We start from the raw sequence: 16,822 nt of genomic DNA, 5'->3' as shown, positions 1-16,822 counted from the left end.
GGCGTTGACAATCTAGAGTTAGCGCGCTCACATGCCCTTCGATCATGTAAACGTGATCGGACTCGCCTGGCAGTACGCGTGTGACGCGCAAATCCCTCGATCAGACCCTCGGCTTCCTCCGCTCCCTCGATCGTACCGCGAGCGGCGAGGACGTCGCCCGGCTTCTGATGGCGGAACTGGCGGATCTCGGCGTCGCCCACATCATGGCGGCCACCGTGCCGGCCCGTGGCGCGCCCGTCCGACAGCAGCGCGGCCACGTCCTTCTCAACACTTTCCCGATGGAATGGGGCCGGCGCTACCTGACGCGCGGCTATGCCTTCCACGACCCCACGGTTCAGCGCCTCGGCCACTCCACCGCGCCCTTCGCCTGGAGCGACGCCACCGATGAGCATGCCGACGATCCCCTGGCGCGCAGGGTGATGGACGAGGCGAGGGATTTCGGCCTGCGCGACGGCCTGACCATTCCGTTGATGACCCTCGACGGCGAGACCGCCGGATTCAGTGTTTCGGGCGAGCGTCTCGCCATCGATCCGGCGGATCGCGGCATGCTCCAGCTCGCCGCCACCTACGCGTTCGGCCACCTGCTGCTGTTGAACGGCCAGAATCCGGCGGCCTCCGCGCGCCTCGCCCCGCGCGAGCGCGAGGCCCTGCAATGGGCGGCCGAAGGCAAGACCGACTGGGAGATCGGCGAGGTCATGGGGATCTCCGCCCATGGCGTCGATTTCCATCTGCGCTCCGCCCGCGCCAAGCTCGGCACCGCCAACCGGACCCAGGCCGTCGCCATCGCCCTGCGGCGGGGGCTCATCATCTGATGGGCTCGAGGCCGGACATTCGATAGTCTCGCGCGAGCTCAACCTCGCAAGAGGAGTCGACGATGCCCAAGGTCAGCACCTGCCTGTGGTTCGGTAAGGACATCGAGGCGGCGGTCGGCCTCTACGTCTCCCTCGTCCCCGATTCGCGGATCGACCATGTCCAGCGCTCGCCCGGACCCTGGCCGGGCGGGGAGGCGGGCGATGCGCTGCTGGTGGCCTTCACCCTCGGCGGACAGAGCTTTCAGGCCCTGAACGGAGGCACCACGGCCAATTACGGCACGGCGGCTTCGATCTCCGTGGCCTGCGCCGACCAGGACGAGGTCGACCGGTTATGGACGGCGCTCACGGCGGATGGCGGGGCCGAGATCATGTGCGGCTGGCTTCGGGACAGGTGGGGTGTGCCCTGGCAGATCGTGCCGACGATCCTCCCCCGGCTGCTGGCCGATCCCGATCCGGCCGTGGCGCGCCGCGTCTTCTCCGCCATGCAGGGCATGATCAAGCTCGACATCGCCGCGCTCGAGCGCGCGGCCGCCGGCTGAACCGGACGTCTCGCCTCGCTCGCCGCCTCACTTGCCGCCCGGGCGTTCGCGGCGTCCGAAGCGCTCGGCGATGACGATGCCGCCGAGCACGAGGGCCAAGGCCGCGGCTTGGTACCATTGGAAGGGCTCGCCGACGACGAGGATGGCGAGGCCCGAGCCGAAGATCGGCACGAGGTTCACGAACACCCCCGCCCGGTTCGGGCCGATCAGTTCGACGCCCCGCATGAACGAGAGCTGGGCGATGAGGGACGGGCCGAGGGCCACGAAAGCGACGATGGCCCACCCCTTCGGTGTCGGCCAGATCAGGGTTCCGGCGGCCTGTTCGAGGACGAGGGCGGGCAGGGAGGTCACGAGAGCTGCCAGCGCCATGGCAGAGAAGAAGGTCAGGCCGGACATCTTGGGCCGGTCGGCGAGGGCGACGGTGTAGCCGGCATAGAGCAGGCAGGCGCCGAGCATCAGCATGTCGCCGATGTTGAAGGACAGCGTCGACAGGATGTGCCAGTCGCCGTGGGTCGCCGCCACGCCCGCGCCGCCGAGGGTGATGACGACGCCGAGGATCTGCGCCCCGGTGACGGCGACGCGATGCACGACGTAGTTCAGCAGGATGACGAGGACCGGGATCGCCCCCTGGAACAGGGCGACGTTCACGCCGGTGGTGTAGATGCCGGCGGCGTAGAACAGGCTCGCATAGGCGGTGTAGCCGCAGGCCCCCATCAGCAGGACGTAGCGCCAGTGGCGCGCGATCAGGTGGCGCTCGGACACGATCCCGCGCCAGGCCGGCCAGGCCAGCGCGAGGCAGGCGAAGGCCCAGCGCAGGCAGGTGAGCACCTGGGGCGAGACCTCGCCCACGGCCCACTTGCCCGCGACCACGTTGCCGCCCCACAGCAGGGTCGTGAACAGGAGGAGCGGGTAGGCGGCGGCGACCGCGCGGGTCTCGACGGCCGGGCCGGGGGAGGCGGACGGAGAGGTCATGATCCCTTCGGCGGCTTTGCTCGGAGATGGTTCTTCGCTGGCGGTACCGCCGTCCCCTTCTGTCCCGCCCATGACGGGCTGAGCAAGCCCGCCGGAAGCAGGGCTGACATCGCGGATCCTACCCGGAGGCGGGCCCGGCAGGGCGGCGCTTGGCGGCGGGTTTGGGGACAGGCAGTGCGGCGGCGATCCGCGCGGCGTCACTCGTCCAGAGATGCACGGCGGCATAGGCCCGCCAGGGCCGCCAGGCTTCGGCCCGGGCGAGCAATTGCGCCGGTGTCGGACGCCCCGCCCCGGTATCGAGGGACCGGAGCAGGGCAAGGTCGCTCGCCGGCAGCGCATCCGGTTCGCGCAACGCCCTGAGGGCAATGTACTGCGCCGTCCACTCGCCGATCCCGCTCAACCCCCTCAGGGCGGCCACCGCCGGATCGAGGCCGCGTCCCCGTGCGAACAGGTCGGGCTTCGCATGGGCCTCCGCCGCGAGGGCGCCGATCGCCCTGCCGCGTGCGCCGGGCATGCCCAGCGTCGCGGCCACGTCCGCATCGAGCAGGCGATCCGGCGTCGGGAACAGGTGGGTCAGCCCCGTTCCGGCGTCGTCCGGCGCCATCGCTTCACCGAAGGCGGAAACCAGACGGCCGGCGAGACGGGTCGCCGCATTGACCGAGACCTGCTGTCCGAGAATGGCGCGTACCGCGATCTCGAACCCGTCCCAGGCGCCCGGAACCCGCAGGCCCGGCCGTTCGGCCACGAGGGGTGCGAGGTCGGGGTGGCGCGAGAGCGCCGCCGCGATGAGGGCCGGGTCGGCATCGCAATCGAACATCGGCCTCAGCCGCGCCAGGACGTCCGGCAGAATCGCCGGATCGGGATGATCCACCGTCGCGACGAGGGCATCGTCCCCGCCCCGCATGACGGAGATCGTGCCGGGGCGACCGCCGAGGTAGACGGTCCGGGCATAGGCATCCGCCGTCACCACCTCGACACCCGGAATGGCCCGGCCGCCGAGATAGGCCAGGATCGCGGGCCAGTCGTAGGGCGGCCTGTAGGGCAGCGGGATGATGTGGGTCACGACGCTCTCCGGCCGCCTCCACCATCTCACGACCGCGGGAATCGCGAAACCGCGCGCAGGCCGGCGCAACGGTGCGGGGCAGGGCGAGAGGCAAGACGGGAGGCAAGGCGGGAAAATCCGGCATCGCCCGTATCGGGTTGCGGGGCGACGCTGTATCCGTTCACGAGGAACGACGCGGCGTATCGATCGCGAGGCCGGGGAGGGCGGTTCTGGTGTCGTGGCTGCGTGGTCTCCTCTTCGCGGGAATCGTGGGTGGAATCGCCGCCTTCGCGGTGAGCGAAGCCGGCACGGCCCTCATCGCCGAACTGCGCGAGCGGGTCGCCCCCGGTCCCCCTGCCCCGCGCCATCTTCCGGCCCAGCGCACCGCCATCGAGGACGGGCGCACCGTGGTGCGGCTCAAGCCGGCGGAGCGCGAGCGCCTCGGCATCGCCACGCAGGTGCGGCCCTCCGCCCCCCACCGCGAGGAACTCCAGGCCTATGGCAGCGTCCTCGACGTCGCCAGGGTCACCGACCTGACCAATTCCTACGCCAGCGCCAGGGCGCAGCTCCAGACCGCCCAGGCCCGGGTCGAGGTCTCGCGCAACGCCTTCCAGCGCGCCAAGAATCTCGGCCCCTACGCCACCACCGTTCAGGTCGAGACCACCGAGGGCACGTTCCAGACCGATCAGGCCGCTCTGGCGGCGGCGGAATCGCAGGTCCGCACCCTCGCCGCCACGGCGCAGCAGGAATGGGGGCCGGTGATCGGACGGGCCATCGTCGAGCGCTCGCCGGCCATCACCCGGCTGATCGAGCGCGTCGACTTCCTGGTCCAGGTGACCCTGCCGCCGGGCGAGAGCATCAAGGGCCAACCCGCCGCCGCCTTCGCCGAGGTGCCGCCGCAGAGCGCGCGGATCGCGCTGCGCTACGTCTCGCCGGCCACCCGGACCGACCAGCGCATCCAGGGCCTCAGCTACTTCTACACCGTGCCCGGTGACAGCGGCTTCCTGCCCGGCATGAGCATGCTCGCCTTCCTCGCCTCGGACCGGACCGTCACCGGCCTCAGCGTGCCCGAGGACGCGGTGGTGCATTGGCAAGGCGGAACCTGGATCTATCGCGCGGTGGCGCCCGACGCCTTCGCGCGCCACGCCCTCAAGGCCGACCCGCCCATGTCGGCCGATGCCTATGTGGTGGAGGACCTGCCCGGTGACACCGAGATCGTGCTCACGGGCGCGCAGGCGCTTCTGTCCGAGGAGATGAAGAGCCTGCTCTCCGTCTCCGGCGGCGTGGACGACGATTGACGTGAGCGACGTTCCGAACGCTTCCCCGAGCGGCCCCCAGGCGGCGCTCGTCGCCTTCGCGGTGCGCTTTCGCGGCATCGTCCTGGCGCTCAGCCTCGCGCTCGCCGGCTACGGCGTCTACGTGCTCGGGGACGCGAAATACGACGTGTTCCCCGAATTCGCGCCGCCTTCCGTGGTGGTCCAGACCGAAGCGCCGGGCCTCAACCCCGAACAGGTGGAGGTGCTGGTCACCCAGCCGATCGAGGTGGCGGTGAACGGCTTGCCGGGGATCGAATCCCTGCGGTCGAGCTCGATCCAGGGCCTGTCGGTCATCACCGTCACCTTCGGCACCGGCAGCGACGTCTACCGCGTCCGCCAACTCGTCACCGAGCGCCTGACGGCGCTCGCCGGCCGCCTGCCCCAGGGCGTGCTGCCGCCGGCGATGACGGCGCTGACCTCGGCCACCAGTACCGTGCTCCTCGTCGGCCTGATCTCGGATCGGCGCTCCGACCTCGACCTGCGCACCGTCGCCGACTGGACCGTGCGCCTCCGGCTCCTGGCGGTGCCGGGCGTCGCCCAGGTCTCGGTCTATGGCGGCGCCGTGCGCTCGCTCCAGGTCCAGATCCGCCCGGCCGACCTCATCCGCTACAATATCGGCATGAACGACGTGCTCGCCGCCGCCCGCAAGGCCACCGGCGTGCGCGGGGCGGGCTTCGTCGACACGATCAACCAGCGCGTCACCCTCCAGACCGAGGGGCAGTCGCTCACCCCGGAGGAACTGGCCCGCACGGTCCTCATCAACGAGGGCGGGGCGAGCGTGACCCTCGGCGACGTCGCCACCGTGGTCGCCGCCGGCGAGCCGCCGATCAGCGCCGCCCTGGTGGACGGCAGGCGCGGCGTGCTCCTCATGGTCGGCGCGCAATACGGCGCCAATACCCGCGAGGTCACCGCCCGGGTGGAAGCGGCCCTGGAGGACCTGCGCCCGGCCCTCGACCGGGAAGGCGTGGCTTTGCGGCCGGATCTGTTCCGGCCGGCGAACTTCATCACCATCGCCAATGCCAACGTGCTCCAGGCGCTCGGGCTCGGCGGCATCCTCGTCGTCGTCGTGCTGTTCGCCTTCCTGTACGATTGGCGCACCTGCGTGATCTCGTCGGTGGCGATCCCGCTCTCGCTCATCGCCGCCGTGGTGGCGCTCCAGGCCATGGGCGAGAGCCTCAACACCATGACGCTGGGCGGCCTCGCCATCGCCATCGGCGAGGTGGTGGACGATGCGGTGATCGGCGTCGAGAACGTGGTGCGCCGCCTGCGCGAGAACCGGCGCCTCGCTTCGCCCGTCCCGGAGGGGAGGGTGGTCATCGACGCCATTCTCGAAGTCCGCACCGCGGTCGCCTACGCCACCTTCGCCGTGCTGCTGGTGTTCCTGCCGGTGCTGGTCCTGTCCGGCATCGCCGGCAAGCTGTTCGCCCCCCTCGCCCTCGCCTACATCCTCGCCGTGGTGGCCTCCCTCGCCGTGGCGCTCACCGTCACCCCCGCCCTGTCGATGATGCTCCTCACCGGGCGACGCGAGACGGACATGCGCGACCCGCCGGTGATGCGCTGGTCGCGCGGCGGCTACACCCGCCTCCTCCAGCGGATCAACCGCGCCCCGCGCATCGTCATCGCCTCCGGCATCCTCGTGACCCTGGCGGGCGCCGCCGCGACGCCGTTCTTCGGCAGCACCTTCCTGCCCGACCTGAAGGAGGGCCACCTGATCCTGCACATGGCGGCGGCGCCCGGCACGTCGCTCGGGGAATCCATGCGCCTCGGCGGCCGCATCACCACCGAACTGCGCAAGATCCCCGGCATCCGCGCCGTGGCCTCGCAGATCGGCCGCGCCGAGGCCGGGCAGGACACCGCCGGCACCCATTACAGCGAGATCCATATCGACCTCGACCAGGGGCTGGACGGCGCGGGGCAGGGCAGGGCCGAGGCCGATATCCGCACCCTGATGGCGGGGTTTCCCGGTGCCGCCTTCTCGCTCAAGACCTTCCTCACCGAGCGCATCGAGGAGACGGTCTCAGGCTACACCGCGCCGGTCGTCATCAACGTCTTCGGCAACGACCTCGCCCGGATCGAGGCGGCCGCCCGCGACATCGCCCGCGAGCTCGCCGAGGTGCGCGGCGCCACGGACATCCAGCAGGCCTCCCCGGCGGGGCTGCCGCAGATCAACGTCGGGCTCCGGCCCAACGACCTGCGCCATTGGGGGCTCTCGGCGGTCGAGGTGATGGAGGTGGTGCGCACCGCCTATCAGGGCGACGTGGTCGGCCAGACCTACGAGGGCAACGCGGTCTTCAACGTCCTCGTCATCCTCGATTCCGGGGCGAGGGGGCGCCTCACGGCTGTAGGCGACCTCCCCTTGCGCTCCTCGAACGGCCGCTTCATCCGCCTCGCCCAGGTGGCGGACATCTACGAGACCTCGGGGCGCTACCAGGTCCAGCACCAGGGCGCCCAGCGCGTCCAGGCCATCACCGCCAACGTCACGGGGCGCGACGTCGCCTCCTTCGTCGAAGCCGCCCGGCGCAAGATCGCCAAGGAGGTGGCGTTGCCGACGGGCGTCTATGTGAGCTTTGCCGGATCGGCCGAGGCCCAGGCACGGGCCAAGCGCGACCTGCTGCTGTTCTCCGGGCTCGCGGGCCTCGGCATCGTGCTGCTGCTGGCCATGGTCACCGGCAGCGCACGCAACCTCATGCTGGTCCTGGTCAACCTGCCCTTCGCCTTCGTCGGCGGGGTACTGGCGGTCTTCGCCACCGGGGCCGTGCTGTCGCTCGGCTCCATCGTCGGCTTCGTGACGCTGTTCGGCATCTCGCTCCGCAACACCATCATGATGATCTCGCATTACGAGCATCTCGTCGCCATCGACGGCCGGCCGTGGGACCGCGACACGGCGGTGGAAGGGGCCGCCGACCGCCTCGTGCCGATCCTGATGACCTCCCTCGTCACCGGCCTCGGCCTGCTGCCCCTGGCGCTGGGCGCCGGCGAGCCCGGCCGCGAGATCGAGGGGCCGATGGCCATCGTCATCCTCGGCGGCCTCGTGACCTCGACGGTCCTGAACCTCATGATCCTGCCGACCCTGGCCCTGCGCTACGGCCGTTTCACCACCGGCGAGGGCAGGGCGCCGGATACGGCGCGGGCATCCTAGAAGGCTCGGAGCCGGTCGTCGAAGGGGGCCGCCCAGGATGGCGATCCTGTCGCGCCGAGGCTTATTCGGCCCTGCACTGACTGCCTTCACAACGGTTCTGAAAAGCCTGGCCCCCCGAATTCTGACACTGTCACGGGCAAGATTGGCCCGGAAGCGACCGGGCCGACCCGTAGTCATGCCGATTCCAGGGCCAGAGCATCGGCGCGGCGGAGGACCATGCATCGCGGCACGCCACGGTCGCAGGCTTGACCCGGTAAATCCGCTCGGGGACGGGGAGGGGATGACGACCTTCCTCGCCTATGCCGTTGTCGCGGTCGCGGTCGCCGAAATCGCCGGGTGCTTCGCCTTCCGGGCATGATGCGATGGCGGGGAGTTCAAGCGTGAGCGTCGTCGTCCGGAGCCCGTAACCGGTAGCCCACGCCGGTCTCGGTGAGCAGGATGCTCGGACGCTCGGGGTCCGCCTCCAGCTTGAGGCGAAGCTGGCGCATGTAGACCCTCAGGTATTGCGGGTCCGACGAGGTCGAGACCGCGCTCATGAGCTGGGCGTGGGTCAGGGCCTTGCCGGCATGCTGGATCAGGACGCGCAGGAAGTCGTACTCGCGCGGGGTCAGCTTGACGTCCGCGCCGCGCACCCGGACGAGGCGGCGCACCAGGTCGACGCTGAGGCCGTCGACCTCGAACAGGGCGCGCTCGCCCTGGACCGCGAGCTGGTGGCGCAAGGCCGCGCGGATGCGCGCCAGGAGCTCGCCCATGCCGAAGGGCTTGGTGACGTAGTCGTCGGCACCGAGGTCGAGGGCCTCGACCTTGCCGGCCTCGTCGTCGCGGCTCGACAGGACGACGACCGGGAGATCGCGAAAATCCTTGCGGATGACGCGGAGCAGGTCGTGCCCGCGCATGTCCGGCAGGCCGAGGTCGAGGATGATCAAATTGACCGTCTCGCGGGACAGGACATCGAGGGCTGTCCGTCCGTTGGGCGCCTCGAAGGTCTGGTAGCCCTGGGTGGCCAGGCCCATGCGCAGGAGCTTGCGGATCGGCGGCTCGTCGTCGATGACGAGGATGTTCATGCTCATGCCGCCAGATCCGAGTGAACGTGTCCCGCCGGGGGGACGGGCAGGAGGATGGTGAAGACCGCGCCCGGGCGGTCGCGGCGGTTGGCCGCCGTCAGCGTACCACCCATGGCCTCGACGAACCCGCGGGCGATGGCGAGGCCGAGCCCCGTCCCGGCCCGGACGCTGTCGGACTTGCGGACCCGGTAGAACTTGTCGAACACCCGCTCCACATCGGCCTCGGGCAGCCCATCGCCCTCGTCGAGAATCTGCAGACGGACCTGATCACGGTCCGAGATGCCCCTGACGGTGACGATGGAGCCTTCGGGGGCGTATTTGGCGGCGTTGTCGAGGAGGTTGACCAGCACCTGCTCGAACAGGACCGGGTCGAGGCGCAGGGCCGGCAGCGTGGTCGGTAGGTCGAGGCGTACCTGGTGGCCGGCGAGGATGGAGCCCAAGCGGCGAAGGGCGGTATCGACGCTCTCGCCGACGTCCTGCGGGGTGAGGCTCGCAGCCACCGCCCCGGCCTCCAGGCGGGTCATGTCGAGAAGGTTGACGATGAAGCGGTTCAGCCTCTCGGACTCCTCGATGATGGTGGCAAGGAGGTCGACCTTTGCGTCGTGCGGCAGCGCCTCGTCGAGGTCGCGCAGCGTCGTGGCCGCCCCGAGAACCGAGGACAGCGGCGTGCGAAGGTCGTGCGAGATCGACGTGAGCAGGGCCTGGCGCAAGCGGTCGGTCTCGGCGGCGCGCTCGGCCCGGTCGAGATCCTCCACCAGACGCACGCGCTCGATGGCGAGTGCCGCCATGTCGGCCAGGGCGTCGAACAGGCGCCGGCTTTCGGGCGAGAGGATCGGCCCGCTACCGTCGGTGTCGAGGCCGATCACCCCGACGATGCCACGGCCCGTGCGCATCGGCAGGAACAGGCGCTTGGCCCCCGGCAGGGTGTCGGCCCCCCGCCCGGCCGGGCGCTCGTTGTCGAAGGCCCAAGTCGCGGCCCCGAGATCGGCCGCGTCGAGCGTGTCCTCCGGGGGGAAGCCGGCGCGGACCGAGACCGTCCCCTGCTCCGGCAGCAGGACGACCACCCGGACCTTCAGCATAGCGGCGACCTGGGCCGAGGTCGCCCACAGGACGTCGTCGAGGGTGCCGCAACCGGCGAGCTTGCGACTGAAGCCGTAGAGCCGCTCCGTGGCCCTGGCGCGGCCATGCGAGACCATGGCCTCCCGGCGCGAGCGCGAAGCGAGGTTGGAGACCACCACCGCCACCACCGTGAACAGGAGGAAGGCCGCGATGTTGGTCGGATCCGCGATGGTGAGGGTGTAGACCGGGGGCAGGAAGAAGAAATTGTAGGAGAGCGACGCCGCCAGGACTGCGACGAGGGACGGCCCGAGGCCTGATCGCACCGCGACGGCCACGATGGCGGTCAGGAGGATGAGGTCGGCGTTCTCCACGCCGAGGTAAGGCTCGACGAGGAGGGCGAGCCCGAGAGCCGTTCCCGTGGCTAGGACGCCGACGATGTAAGCCAGGATCTCGAACGGCGGCTTGGCCGGTGCCGTGGCGACCGTCTTCGGCGGGACGGGTTCAGCCTTCGTGGCCTCGCCGGTGATGACGTGGATGCTGATGTTGCCCGAGCGGCGGACGATGTCGTGCACCACAGAGCCGTTGAGGAGCTCGAACACCGGGGACCGGTCGGCCTTGCCGAGGATGATGTGGTTGACGTTGGTGGAGCGGGCATAGGCGAGGATGTCGTCGGCCACGCGTCGGCCGCCCGGCAGGGTCACGGCATCGCCGCCGAGGCGGTCGGCGAGGCGCAGGGTGTCGGCGATGCGGTCGCGCGCGGCTTCGTCGAGGGAAAGGCTGCGGGGCCCTTCGACCGTGATGGCGGTCCAGGGCGCGTGCAGCCGGTCGGCGAGGCGCTTGGCATGGCGCACGAGGCCGGCGGAGCGCGGATCCTCGCTGATGCAGACGAGGACCCGCTCGCCCGCACTCCATGGGCCCGCGATGGCGTTGGCCCGCATGTGGTTGAGGAGTTCGTCGTCGACCCGGTCGGCGGTCCTTCGCAAGGCGAGTTCCCGGAGCGCCGTGAGGTTGCCGCGCGAAAAGTAGTGCTTGAGTGCGCGCTCGGCGTTGCCCTTCACGTAGACCTTGCCGTCCCGGAGGCGCTGGATCAGGTCGTCGGGGTTGAGGTCGACCACCTCGATGTCGTCGGCCCGGTCGAGGATACCGTCGGGCACGGTCTCGCGCACCCGGATGCGGGTGATCTGCGCGACGACGTCGTTGAGGCTCTCGACGTGCTGAATGTTGAGGGTGGTGTAGACGTCGATGCCGGCGTCGAGCAGTTCCTCCACGTCCTGGTAGCGCTTCGGATGGCGCGAGCCCGGCGCGTTGGTGTGGGCGAGTTCGTCCACGAGGGCGAGCGCCGGCTGGCGCGCCAGGATCGCATCGAGGTCCATCTCGTCGAGCGCCGCGCCGTGATACGCAACCGGACGGCGGGCCACGACTTCGAAGCCCTCCACCAGGGCCTCGGTCTCGGCTCGCCCATGGGTCTCGACCACGCCGACGATCACGTCCGTGCCGGCCTTGAGTCGGGCGCGGCCGACGGTGAGCATCTCGTAGGTCTTGCCGACCCCCGGGGCCGCACCGAGGAAGATCTTGAGGCGGCCGCGATGGCGCTCTTCCCTACGGGCGGCCTCCAGCAGCGCGTCGGGCGAGGGACGGTCCGGGTCGCGGTGGGGCGTCGACATCGGGTGGCCTGTCATCCGGCGAGGTCACCTCGAACCCAGGCCGTCCAGGGCGAGGTTGAGGGCGAGCACGTTCACCCGAGGTTCGCCGAGGATGCCCAGCAGGCGACCCTGGACCTGGGAGTCCACGAGGGAACGAACCTGATCCACGGAGAGGTTACGCGCCTTGGCCACGCGGGGCACCTGGAACAAAGCGGCATCGGGAGAGACGTCCGGGTCGAGGCCCGAGCCGCTGGCGGTGACGAGGTCGACCGGGACAGGCTGGCCGGGGTTCTCGGTCTGGCGCGTCGCGACATCCGCCTTCACCCGCTCGGCAAGGGCGGCGCTGGTCGGGCCGAGGTTCGAGCCCGAGGAGTTCGCCGCATTGTAGGGCGACGGGACGGTCTTCGTGGCATCGGCCGGGTCGGCGGCGCTCGTGGCGGAGGGGCGGCCCTGGAAGTAGCGGTCGCTGGTGAAGGACTGCCCGATGAGGCTGGAACCGACGACCTTGCCGTCGCGCTCGATCAGGCTGCCGGCGGCCTTGGCCGGGAAGACGACCCCCGCGATGCCGGTCATGGCGAGGGGATAGGCGAGCCCGGTGATCGCCGTCAGGGCGATCAGCAGGACGAGGGCAGGGCGAAGGTGGTTCAACATGGCGTGCTCCTATGTGGCGGTTCGAGGCGGCTCAGACGAGGTGCAGGGCGGTGATGGCCAGGTCGATGGCCTTGATGCCGACGAAGGGCACCAGGATGCCGCCGAGCCCGTAGATCAGGAGGTTCCGGCGCAGGAGAGCGCCGGCCCCGACCGCCCGGTAGGACACGCCCCGAAGCGCCAGCGGGATCAGGACGACGATGATGAGCGCGTTGAAGATGATGGCCGAGAGGATCGCACTCTCCGGTGATGCGAGGCCCATGACGTTCAGCGCCTGGAGTTGCGGGTAGAGCACCAGGAACATCGCCGGGATGATGGCGAAATACTTGGCCACGTCGTTGGCGATGGAGAAGGTGGTCAGTGCCCCACGGGTCATCAGCAACTGCTTGCCGATGCCGACGATCTCGATGAGCTTGGTCGGGTCGCTGTCGAGGTCGACCATGTTGCCGGCCTCGCGGGCCGCCACCGTGCCGGTGTTCATGGCGACACCGACATCGGCCTGGGCGAGCGCCGGGGCGTCGTTGGTGCCGTCGCCGCACATGGCGACGAGCTTGCCCTGCGCCTGCTCCTTGCGGATCAGCGCCAGCTTGTCCTCAGGGGTCGCCTGGGCGAGGAAGTCGTCGACGCCGGCCTCGGCGGCGATGGCGGCCGCGGTCATCGGGTTGTCGCCGGTGATCATCACCGTGCGGATGCCCATCTGCCGCAGTTCCGCGAAGCGCTCGCGAATGCCGCCCTTCACGATGTCCTTGAGGTAGACGATGCCGAGAAGCTGGCCGTCCCGCGTCACGGCGAGCGGGGTGCCGCCCGCCTTGGCGACGTCCTCGGCGATGGACTGGATCTCGCGCACCGTCTCGTCGGCGAGGCCCGGGCTGTAGGCCAGCGCCGCGCCGGAGCCACGGGTCGCCATCGGCTGTGAGCTCACCGAGGCGATGATGGAATCGACGGCGCCCTTGCGGATGGAGGATCCGTCGAGGTCGACGCCGCTCATCCGGGTCTGGGCGGTGAACGGCACGAAGGTGGCGTTGAGGCTTCCCATGTCGCGGGCGCGGATGCCGTACTTGTCCTTGGCCAGCACCACGATGGAGCGACCCTCCGGGGTCTCGTCGGCGAGCGACGCCAACTGGGCGGCGTCGGCGAGCTCCTGCTCGGAGACGCCACGAACCGGGCGGAACTCGGTGGCCTGTCGGTTGCCCAGCGTGATGGTACCGGTCTTGTCCAGCAGCAGCGTATCGACGTCGCCGGCCGCCTCCACCGCGCGTCCCGACATGGCGAGCACGTTGAAGCGCACCAGCCGGTCCATGCCGGCGATGCCGATGGCCGACAGGAGCGCGCCGATGGTCGTCGGGATCAAGGTGACGAACAGGGCGACCAGCACGATCAACGGAATGGCACCTCCGGCATAGGAGGCGAAGCTCGGGATCGAGGCGACCGCGAAGACGAAGATGATGGTGAGGCCCGCGAGCAGGATGTTGAGAGCGATCTCGTTCGGGGTCTTCTGCCGCGAGGCGCCCTCGACCAGGGCGATCATCCGGTCGACGAAGGTCGATCCGGCCGCCGCCGTGATCCGCACCCGGATCTCGTCGGACAGCACCTGGGTGCCGCCGGTGACCGCCGACCGGTCGCCGCCGGATTCACGGATCACGGGGGCGGACTCACCCGTGATGGCCGCCTCGTTGACCGAGGCGACGCCGAGGATCACCTCTCCGTCGGACGGGATGATGTCGCCGGCCTCCACGAGGACCACGTCGCCGACCTTGAGGTCGTTGCCGGGCACGGTGTCGTAGTTCCGGCCCGTACCCTTCAGGCGCTTGGCCATGGTCTCGGTGCGGGTGCGCCGCAGGCTGTCGGCCTGGGCCTTGCCGCGCCCTTCCGCGATGGCCTCGGCGAAGTTGGCGAACAGCACGGTGAACCACAGCCAGAGGATGATCTGGCCGGAGAAGGCGAGGTTGGCGCCGCCCGTCAGGACGTCGCGGATGAACAGGACGGTGGTGAGGGCGGCCACGACCTCGACCACGAACATGACCGGGTTCTTGATCATCTTGCGTGGGTCGAGCTTGGTCAGGGCGCCGATGAGCGCCGGCCCGACGAGGGCGGCACTGAACAGGCTGGTGGAGTTTGGGCGGGCCATTGCGGTTGTCCGATGGAAGACATCTCGGGAGGCGGCGCGATCCTGCGCCGTCGAGTGGGGTTCAGGGCGCGAGCGCATCGCCGAGGAGGGCGGCCCCGGCCAACAAGCCGAGGGCACCGAGCAGGGTCAGACCGAGCATGGCGAGGATGACGTCCGAGAGCCGGACGTCCTTTCGGTCGCGCTCGACTTGGCTCCAGGGTTGGGATCGCGGTCGATGGCGGGGCAGGGCGCGCCGCATGGCGGCGCGGTTTCGGGAGGGCACCAGGGCCTGCTGCATCTCAGCCCCCCACCGCGAAGGTCTGACCGAGGCCGCCGGCGAGGTGCTCGACGATGGGCCCCAGCGCCAGGGCCGGGAAGAAGGTCAGGCCGCCGACGATCAGGATCACGCCGACCAGCAGCCCGACGAACAGGCCGCCATGGGTCGGGAAGGTCCCGGCCGAGGTCGGTACGGTCTTCTTGGCGGCTAGCGAGCCTGCGATGGCGAGCGCCGGGACGATGACGAAGAACCGCCCGAACAGCATGCCGAGGCCGAGCGTGGTATTGTAGAAGGCGGTGTTGGCCGTCAGGCCGCCGAAGGCCGAGCCGTTGTTGGCCGCCGCCGAGGTGAAGGCGTAGAGGATCTCCGAGAAGCCGTGTGGCCCGGCATTGGCCGGACCCGCGAGGCCGGCGGCGATCACGGTGGCCAGCGCCGTGAATCCGAGCATCATCAGGGGCAGGCACAGGATGGCGAGCACCGCCATCTTGACCTCTCGCCCCTCGATCTTCTTGCCGAGGTATTCCGGGGTGCGCCCGACCATGAGGCCGGCGACGAAAATCGTCACGATGACGAAGACCAGGATGCCGTAGAGCCCGGCGCCGACGCCGCCGACGATGATCTCGCCGAGCTGCATGTTGATCATCGGGATCATGCCGCCGAGCGCCGTGAAGCTGTCGTGCATGGCGTTGACGGCGCCGCAGGACGCCGCCGTTGTCACCGCCGCGAACAGGGCGGACGCGACGATGCCGAACCGGACCTCCTTGCCCTCCATGTTGCCGCCGGTGAGGCCGAGCCCGTTCAGGACGGGGCTGCCCGCGCTCTCGGCCCAGTAGACGACACTGACACCCGCGAGGAACAGCACGCCCATGGCGGACAGGATCGCCCAGCCCTGGCGCTCGTCGCCGACCATGCGGCCGAAGACGTTGGTCATCGCCGCGCCGATGGCGAAGATCGAGAGGATCTGGACGAAGTTCGAGAGGGCGGTCGGGTTCTCGAACGGATGCGCGGCATTGACGTTGAAGAAGCCGCCGCCATTGGTGCCGAGCATCTTGATCGCGACCTGGCTCGCCACCGGGCCGACCGCGATGGTCTGCTTGGCGCCTTCCAGGGTCGTCGCCTCGACGGCACCGCCGAGCGTCTGCGGAATGCCCTGCCAGACGTAGAAGAGCGTCAGCGCCATGCAGAGCGGTAGCAGCACGTAGAGGGTGCTGCGGGTCAGATCGACCCAGAACGAGCCCACCGTGCCGGCCGAGGCCCGCGAGAAGCCCCGCACCAGGGCGACGGCCAGCGCGATGCCGGTGGCCGCCGACAGGAAGTTCTGATGGGTCAGCCCCAACATCTGCGTGAGATACGACATCGTCGTCTCGCCGCCGTAGGACTGCCAGTTCGTGTTGGTGACGAAGCTCGTCGACGTGTTGAACGCGAGGTCCGGCGCGACTGCCGCCTGCCCGTCCGGATTGAGCGGCAGCACCGCCTGGAAGCGCAGCAGCGCGTACAGGGTGAGGAAGCCGAGCACGTGGAAGGCGAGCATGGAGAGGGCGTAGGCCAGCCAGTGCTGCTCCTGGGCGGCATCGATGCCGGCGACGCGGTAGAGCCCGCGCTCGACGGGAGCGAGGACGGGCGAGAGGACGGTTCGCTCACCCGTGAAGACGCGGGTCATGTACCCGCCGAGAGGGCGGGCGAGCGCGATGATGACCGCGCAGAACAGCGCGATCTGGATCCAGCCGTTGATGGTCATCGGAGATCTTCCTTCAGAACCGCTCGGGGCGGACGAGGGCGTAGGTGAGGTATCCGAGCAGCCCCAGGGTCACGAGGGCGCCAAGCGTCAGGTCGAGGGTCATGGCGGGCCTCAGAGGCGTTCGCAGAGGACGGCGTAGCCGGCGGCCAGGCCAAAGAAGGCGAGCCCGGTTGCGATGAAGACGATGTCGAGCATGGTCGGTCCGTTTCGGTTCGGGGGCCGACGCATGACCGGTCTCGCCCCGCTCCAATGTGGACGCGAACCGCATTAGGGTTCGAGACGGATGCGAGGACGATCTTATAAGGATCGCATTAGGATAGGCGGCGTTCAGTTCGTCGGCATCGCCAGGCGTAGGGCCAGATGGAACTCGGGGCACCACCGGGATAGGTCTTCGACCCTGATCCACGCGAGTTCCGCTGGGCACTGATCCATGATTCGTAGCCGTCGAATGGTTGACGGAGAATGT

Annotated in this window: 13 protein-coding genes; 4 read left to right on the top strand and 9 right to left on the bottom strand. The window is 69.8% G+C overall.

Annotation, left to right across the window (positions count from 1 at the left end; all coding sequences use genetic code 11):
• The first annotated feature begins 80 nt into the window (after positions 1–80).
• Positions 81–812 (top strand): LuxR family transcriptional regulator, encoded by a 732-nt coding sequence (locus ASF08_RS21920; RefSeq protein WP_056149487.1) that lies wholly within the window; start codon positions 81–83, stop codon positions 810–812.
• A gap of 62 nt (positions 813–874) precedes the next feature.
• Positions 875–1,351, top strand: coding sequence for a VOC family protein (locus tag ASF08_RS21915; RefSeq protein ID WP_056149485.1), 477 nt, complete (start codon positions 875–877; stop codon positions 1,349–1,351).
• 27 nt (positions 1,352–1,378) lie between these two features.
• Here ASF08_RS21915 and ASF08_RS21910 read toward each other — a convergent pair whose 3' ends face one another.
• Together ASF08_RS21910 and ASF08_RS21905 are read right to left on the bottom strand one after the other, a co-directional pair.
• Positions 1,379–2,323, bottom strand: a complete 945-nt coding sequence (locus tag ASF08_RS21910) for a DMT family transporter (protein WP_056149483.1) — start codon at positions 2,321–2,323, stop codon at positions 1,379–1,381.
• 118 nt (positions 2,324–2,441) lie between these two features.
• Positions 2,442–3,386 carry a DNA-3-methyladenine glycosylase family protein gene (locus tag ASF08_RS21905; RefSeq protein ID WP_056149481.1) on the bottom strand — a complete coding sequence of 315 codons (945 nt, stop codon included), beginning with the start codon at positions 3,384–3,386 and terminating at the stop codon, positions 2,442–2,444.
• A 212-nt stretch (positions 3,387–3,598) separates the two neighbouring features.
• Here ASF08_RS21905 and ASF08_RS21900 point away from each other — a divergent pair, with 212 nt between their 5' ends.
• Entirely contained in the window at positions 3,599–4,663 is a 1,065-nt protein-coding gene (locus ASF08_RS21900) for an efflux RND transporter periplasmic adaptor subunit (RefSeq protein WP_147830087.1), read from the top strand.
• A 1-nt stretch (position 4,664) separates the two neighbouring features.
• A complete protein-coding gene (locus tag ASF08_RS21895) occupies positions 4,665–7,820 on the top strand; it encodes an efflux RND transporter permease subunit (RefSeq protein ID WP_056149479.1) in 3,156 nt (1,051 codons plus the stop codon).
• Positions 7,821–8,194: 374 nt separating this feature from the next.
• Here the strand turns inward: ASF08_RS21895 and ASF08_RS21890 are convergent, their stop codons facing one another.
• The 7 genes from ASF08_RS21890 to ASF08_RS21865 form a co-directional block, all read right to left on the bottom strand.
• On the bottom strand, positions 8,195–8,890 hold the full coding sequence (locus tag ASF08_RS21890; protein ID WP_056149476.1) for a response regulator: 696 nt from the start codon (positions 8,888–8,890) through the stop codon (positions 8,195–8,197).
• A complete protein-coding gene (locus ASF08_RS21885; protein WP_056149474.1) occupies positions 8,887–11,607 on the bottom strand; it encodes a sensor histidine kinase in 2,721 nt (906 codons plus the stop codon). Before ASF08_RS21885 ends, ASF08_RS21890 begins: the two co-directional genes overlap by 4 nt.
• Positions 11,608–11,631: 24 nt before the next feature.
• A complete protein-coding gene (locus ASF08_RS21880) occupies positions 11,632–12,237 on the bottom strand; it encodes a K(+)-transporting ATPase subunit C (RefSeq protein ID WP_056149472.1) in 606 nt (201 codons plus the stop codon).
• A 31-nt stretch (positions 12,238–12,268) separates the two neighbouring features.
• Positions 12,269–14,362, bottom strand: coding sequence for a potassium-transporting ATPase subunit KdpB (gene kdpB, locus ASF08_RS21875; protein WP_056149470.1), 2,094 nt, complete (start codon positions 14,360–14,362; stop codon positions 12,269–12,271).
• A 61-nt stretch (positions 14,363–14,423) separates the two neighbouring features.
• Entirely contained in the window at positions 14,424–14,639 is a 216-nt protein-coding gene (locus ASF08_RS25115; RefSeq protein ID WP_056160181.1) for a hypothetical protein, read from the bottom strand.
• 1 nt (position 14,640) lies between these two features.
• Positions 14,641–16,356, bottom strand: a complete 1,716-nt coding sequence (gene kdpA / locus ASF08_RS21870; RefSeq protein WP_056149467.1) for a potassium-transporting ATPase subunit KdpA — start codon at positions 16,354–16,356, stop codon at positions 14,641–14,643.
• Positions 16,357–16,369: 13 nt separating this feature from the next.
• Complete coding sequence (locus tag ASF08_RS21865; protein ID WP_036267122.1) at positions 16,370–16,459, bottom strand: K(+)-transporting ATPase subunit F; 90 nt, start codon at positions 16,457–16,459, stop codon at positions 16,370–16,372.
• Positions 16,460–16,822 lie beyond the last annotated feature (363 nt).

Source organism: Methylobacterium sp. Leaf85, assembly GCF_001422125.1.
Classification (GTDB): domain Bacteria; phylum Pseudomonadota; class Alphaproteobacteria; order Rhizobiales; family Beijerinckiaceae; genus Methylobacterium; species Methylobacterium bullatum.
This window is presented reverse-complemented; position numbering and strand designations above follow the sequence as displayed.

What these genes read in the sequence shown, in the direction of transcription:
- ASF08_RS25115 (WP_056160181.1), bottom strand. Translation starts at nt 14,639, where the DNA reads ATGCAGCAGGCCCTGGTGCCCTCCCGAAACCGCGCCGCCATGCGGCGC.
- ASF08_RS21910 (WP_056149483.1), bottom strand. Translation starts at nt 2,323, where the DNA reads ATGACCTCTCCGTCCGCCTCCCCCGGCCCGGCCGTCGAGACCCGCGCG.
- ASF08_RS21865 (WP_036267122.1), bottom strand. Translation starts at nt 16,459, where the DNA reads ATGACCCTCGACCTGACGCTTGGCGCCCTCGTGACCCTGGGGCTGCTC.
- ASF08_RS21890 (WP_056149476.1), bottom strand. Translation starts at nt 8,890, where the DNA reads ATGAGCATGAACATCCTCGTCATCGACGACGAGCCGCCGATCCGCAAG.
- ASF08_RS21880 (WP_056149472.1), bottom strand. Translation starts at nt 12,237, where the DNA reads ATGTTGAACCACCTTCGCCCTGCCCTCGTCCTGCTGATCGCCCTGACG.
- ASF08_RS21885 (WP_056149474.1), bottom strand. Translation starts at nt 11,607, where the DNA reads ATGTCGACGCCCCACCGCGACCCGGACCGTCCCTCGCCCGACGCGCTG.
- kdpA (WP_056149467.1), bottom strand. Translation starts at nt 16,356, where the DNA reads ATGACCATCAACGGCTGGATCCAGATCGCGCTGTTCTGCGCGGTCATC.
- kdpB (WP_056149470.1), bottom strand. Translation starts at nt 14,362, where the DNA reads ATGGCCCGCCCAAACTCCACCAGCCTGTTCAGTGCCGCCCTCGTCGGG.
- ASF08_RS21915 (WP_056149485.1), top strand. Translation starts at nt 875, where the DNA reads ATGCCCAAGGTCAGCACCTGCCTGTGGTTCGGTAAGGACATCGAGGCG.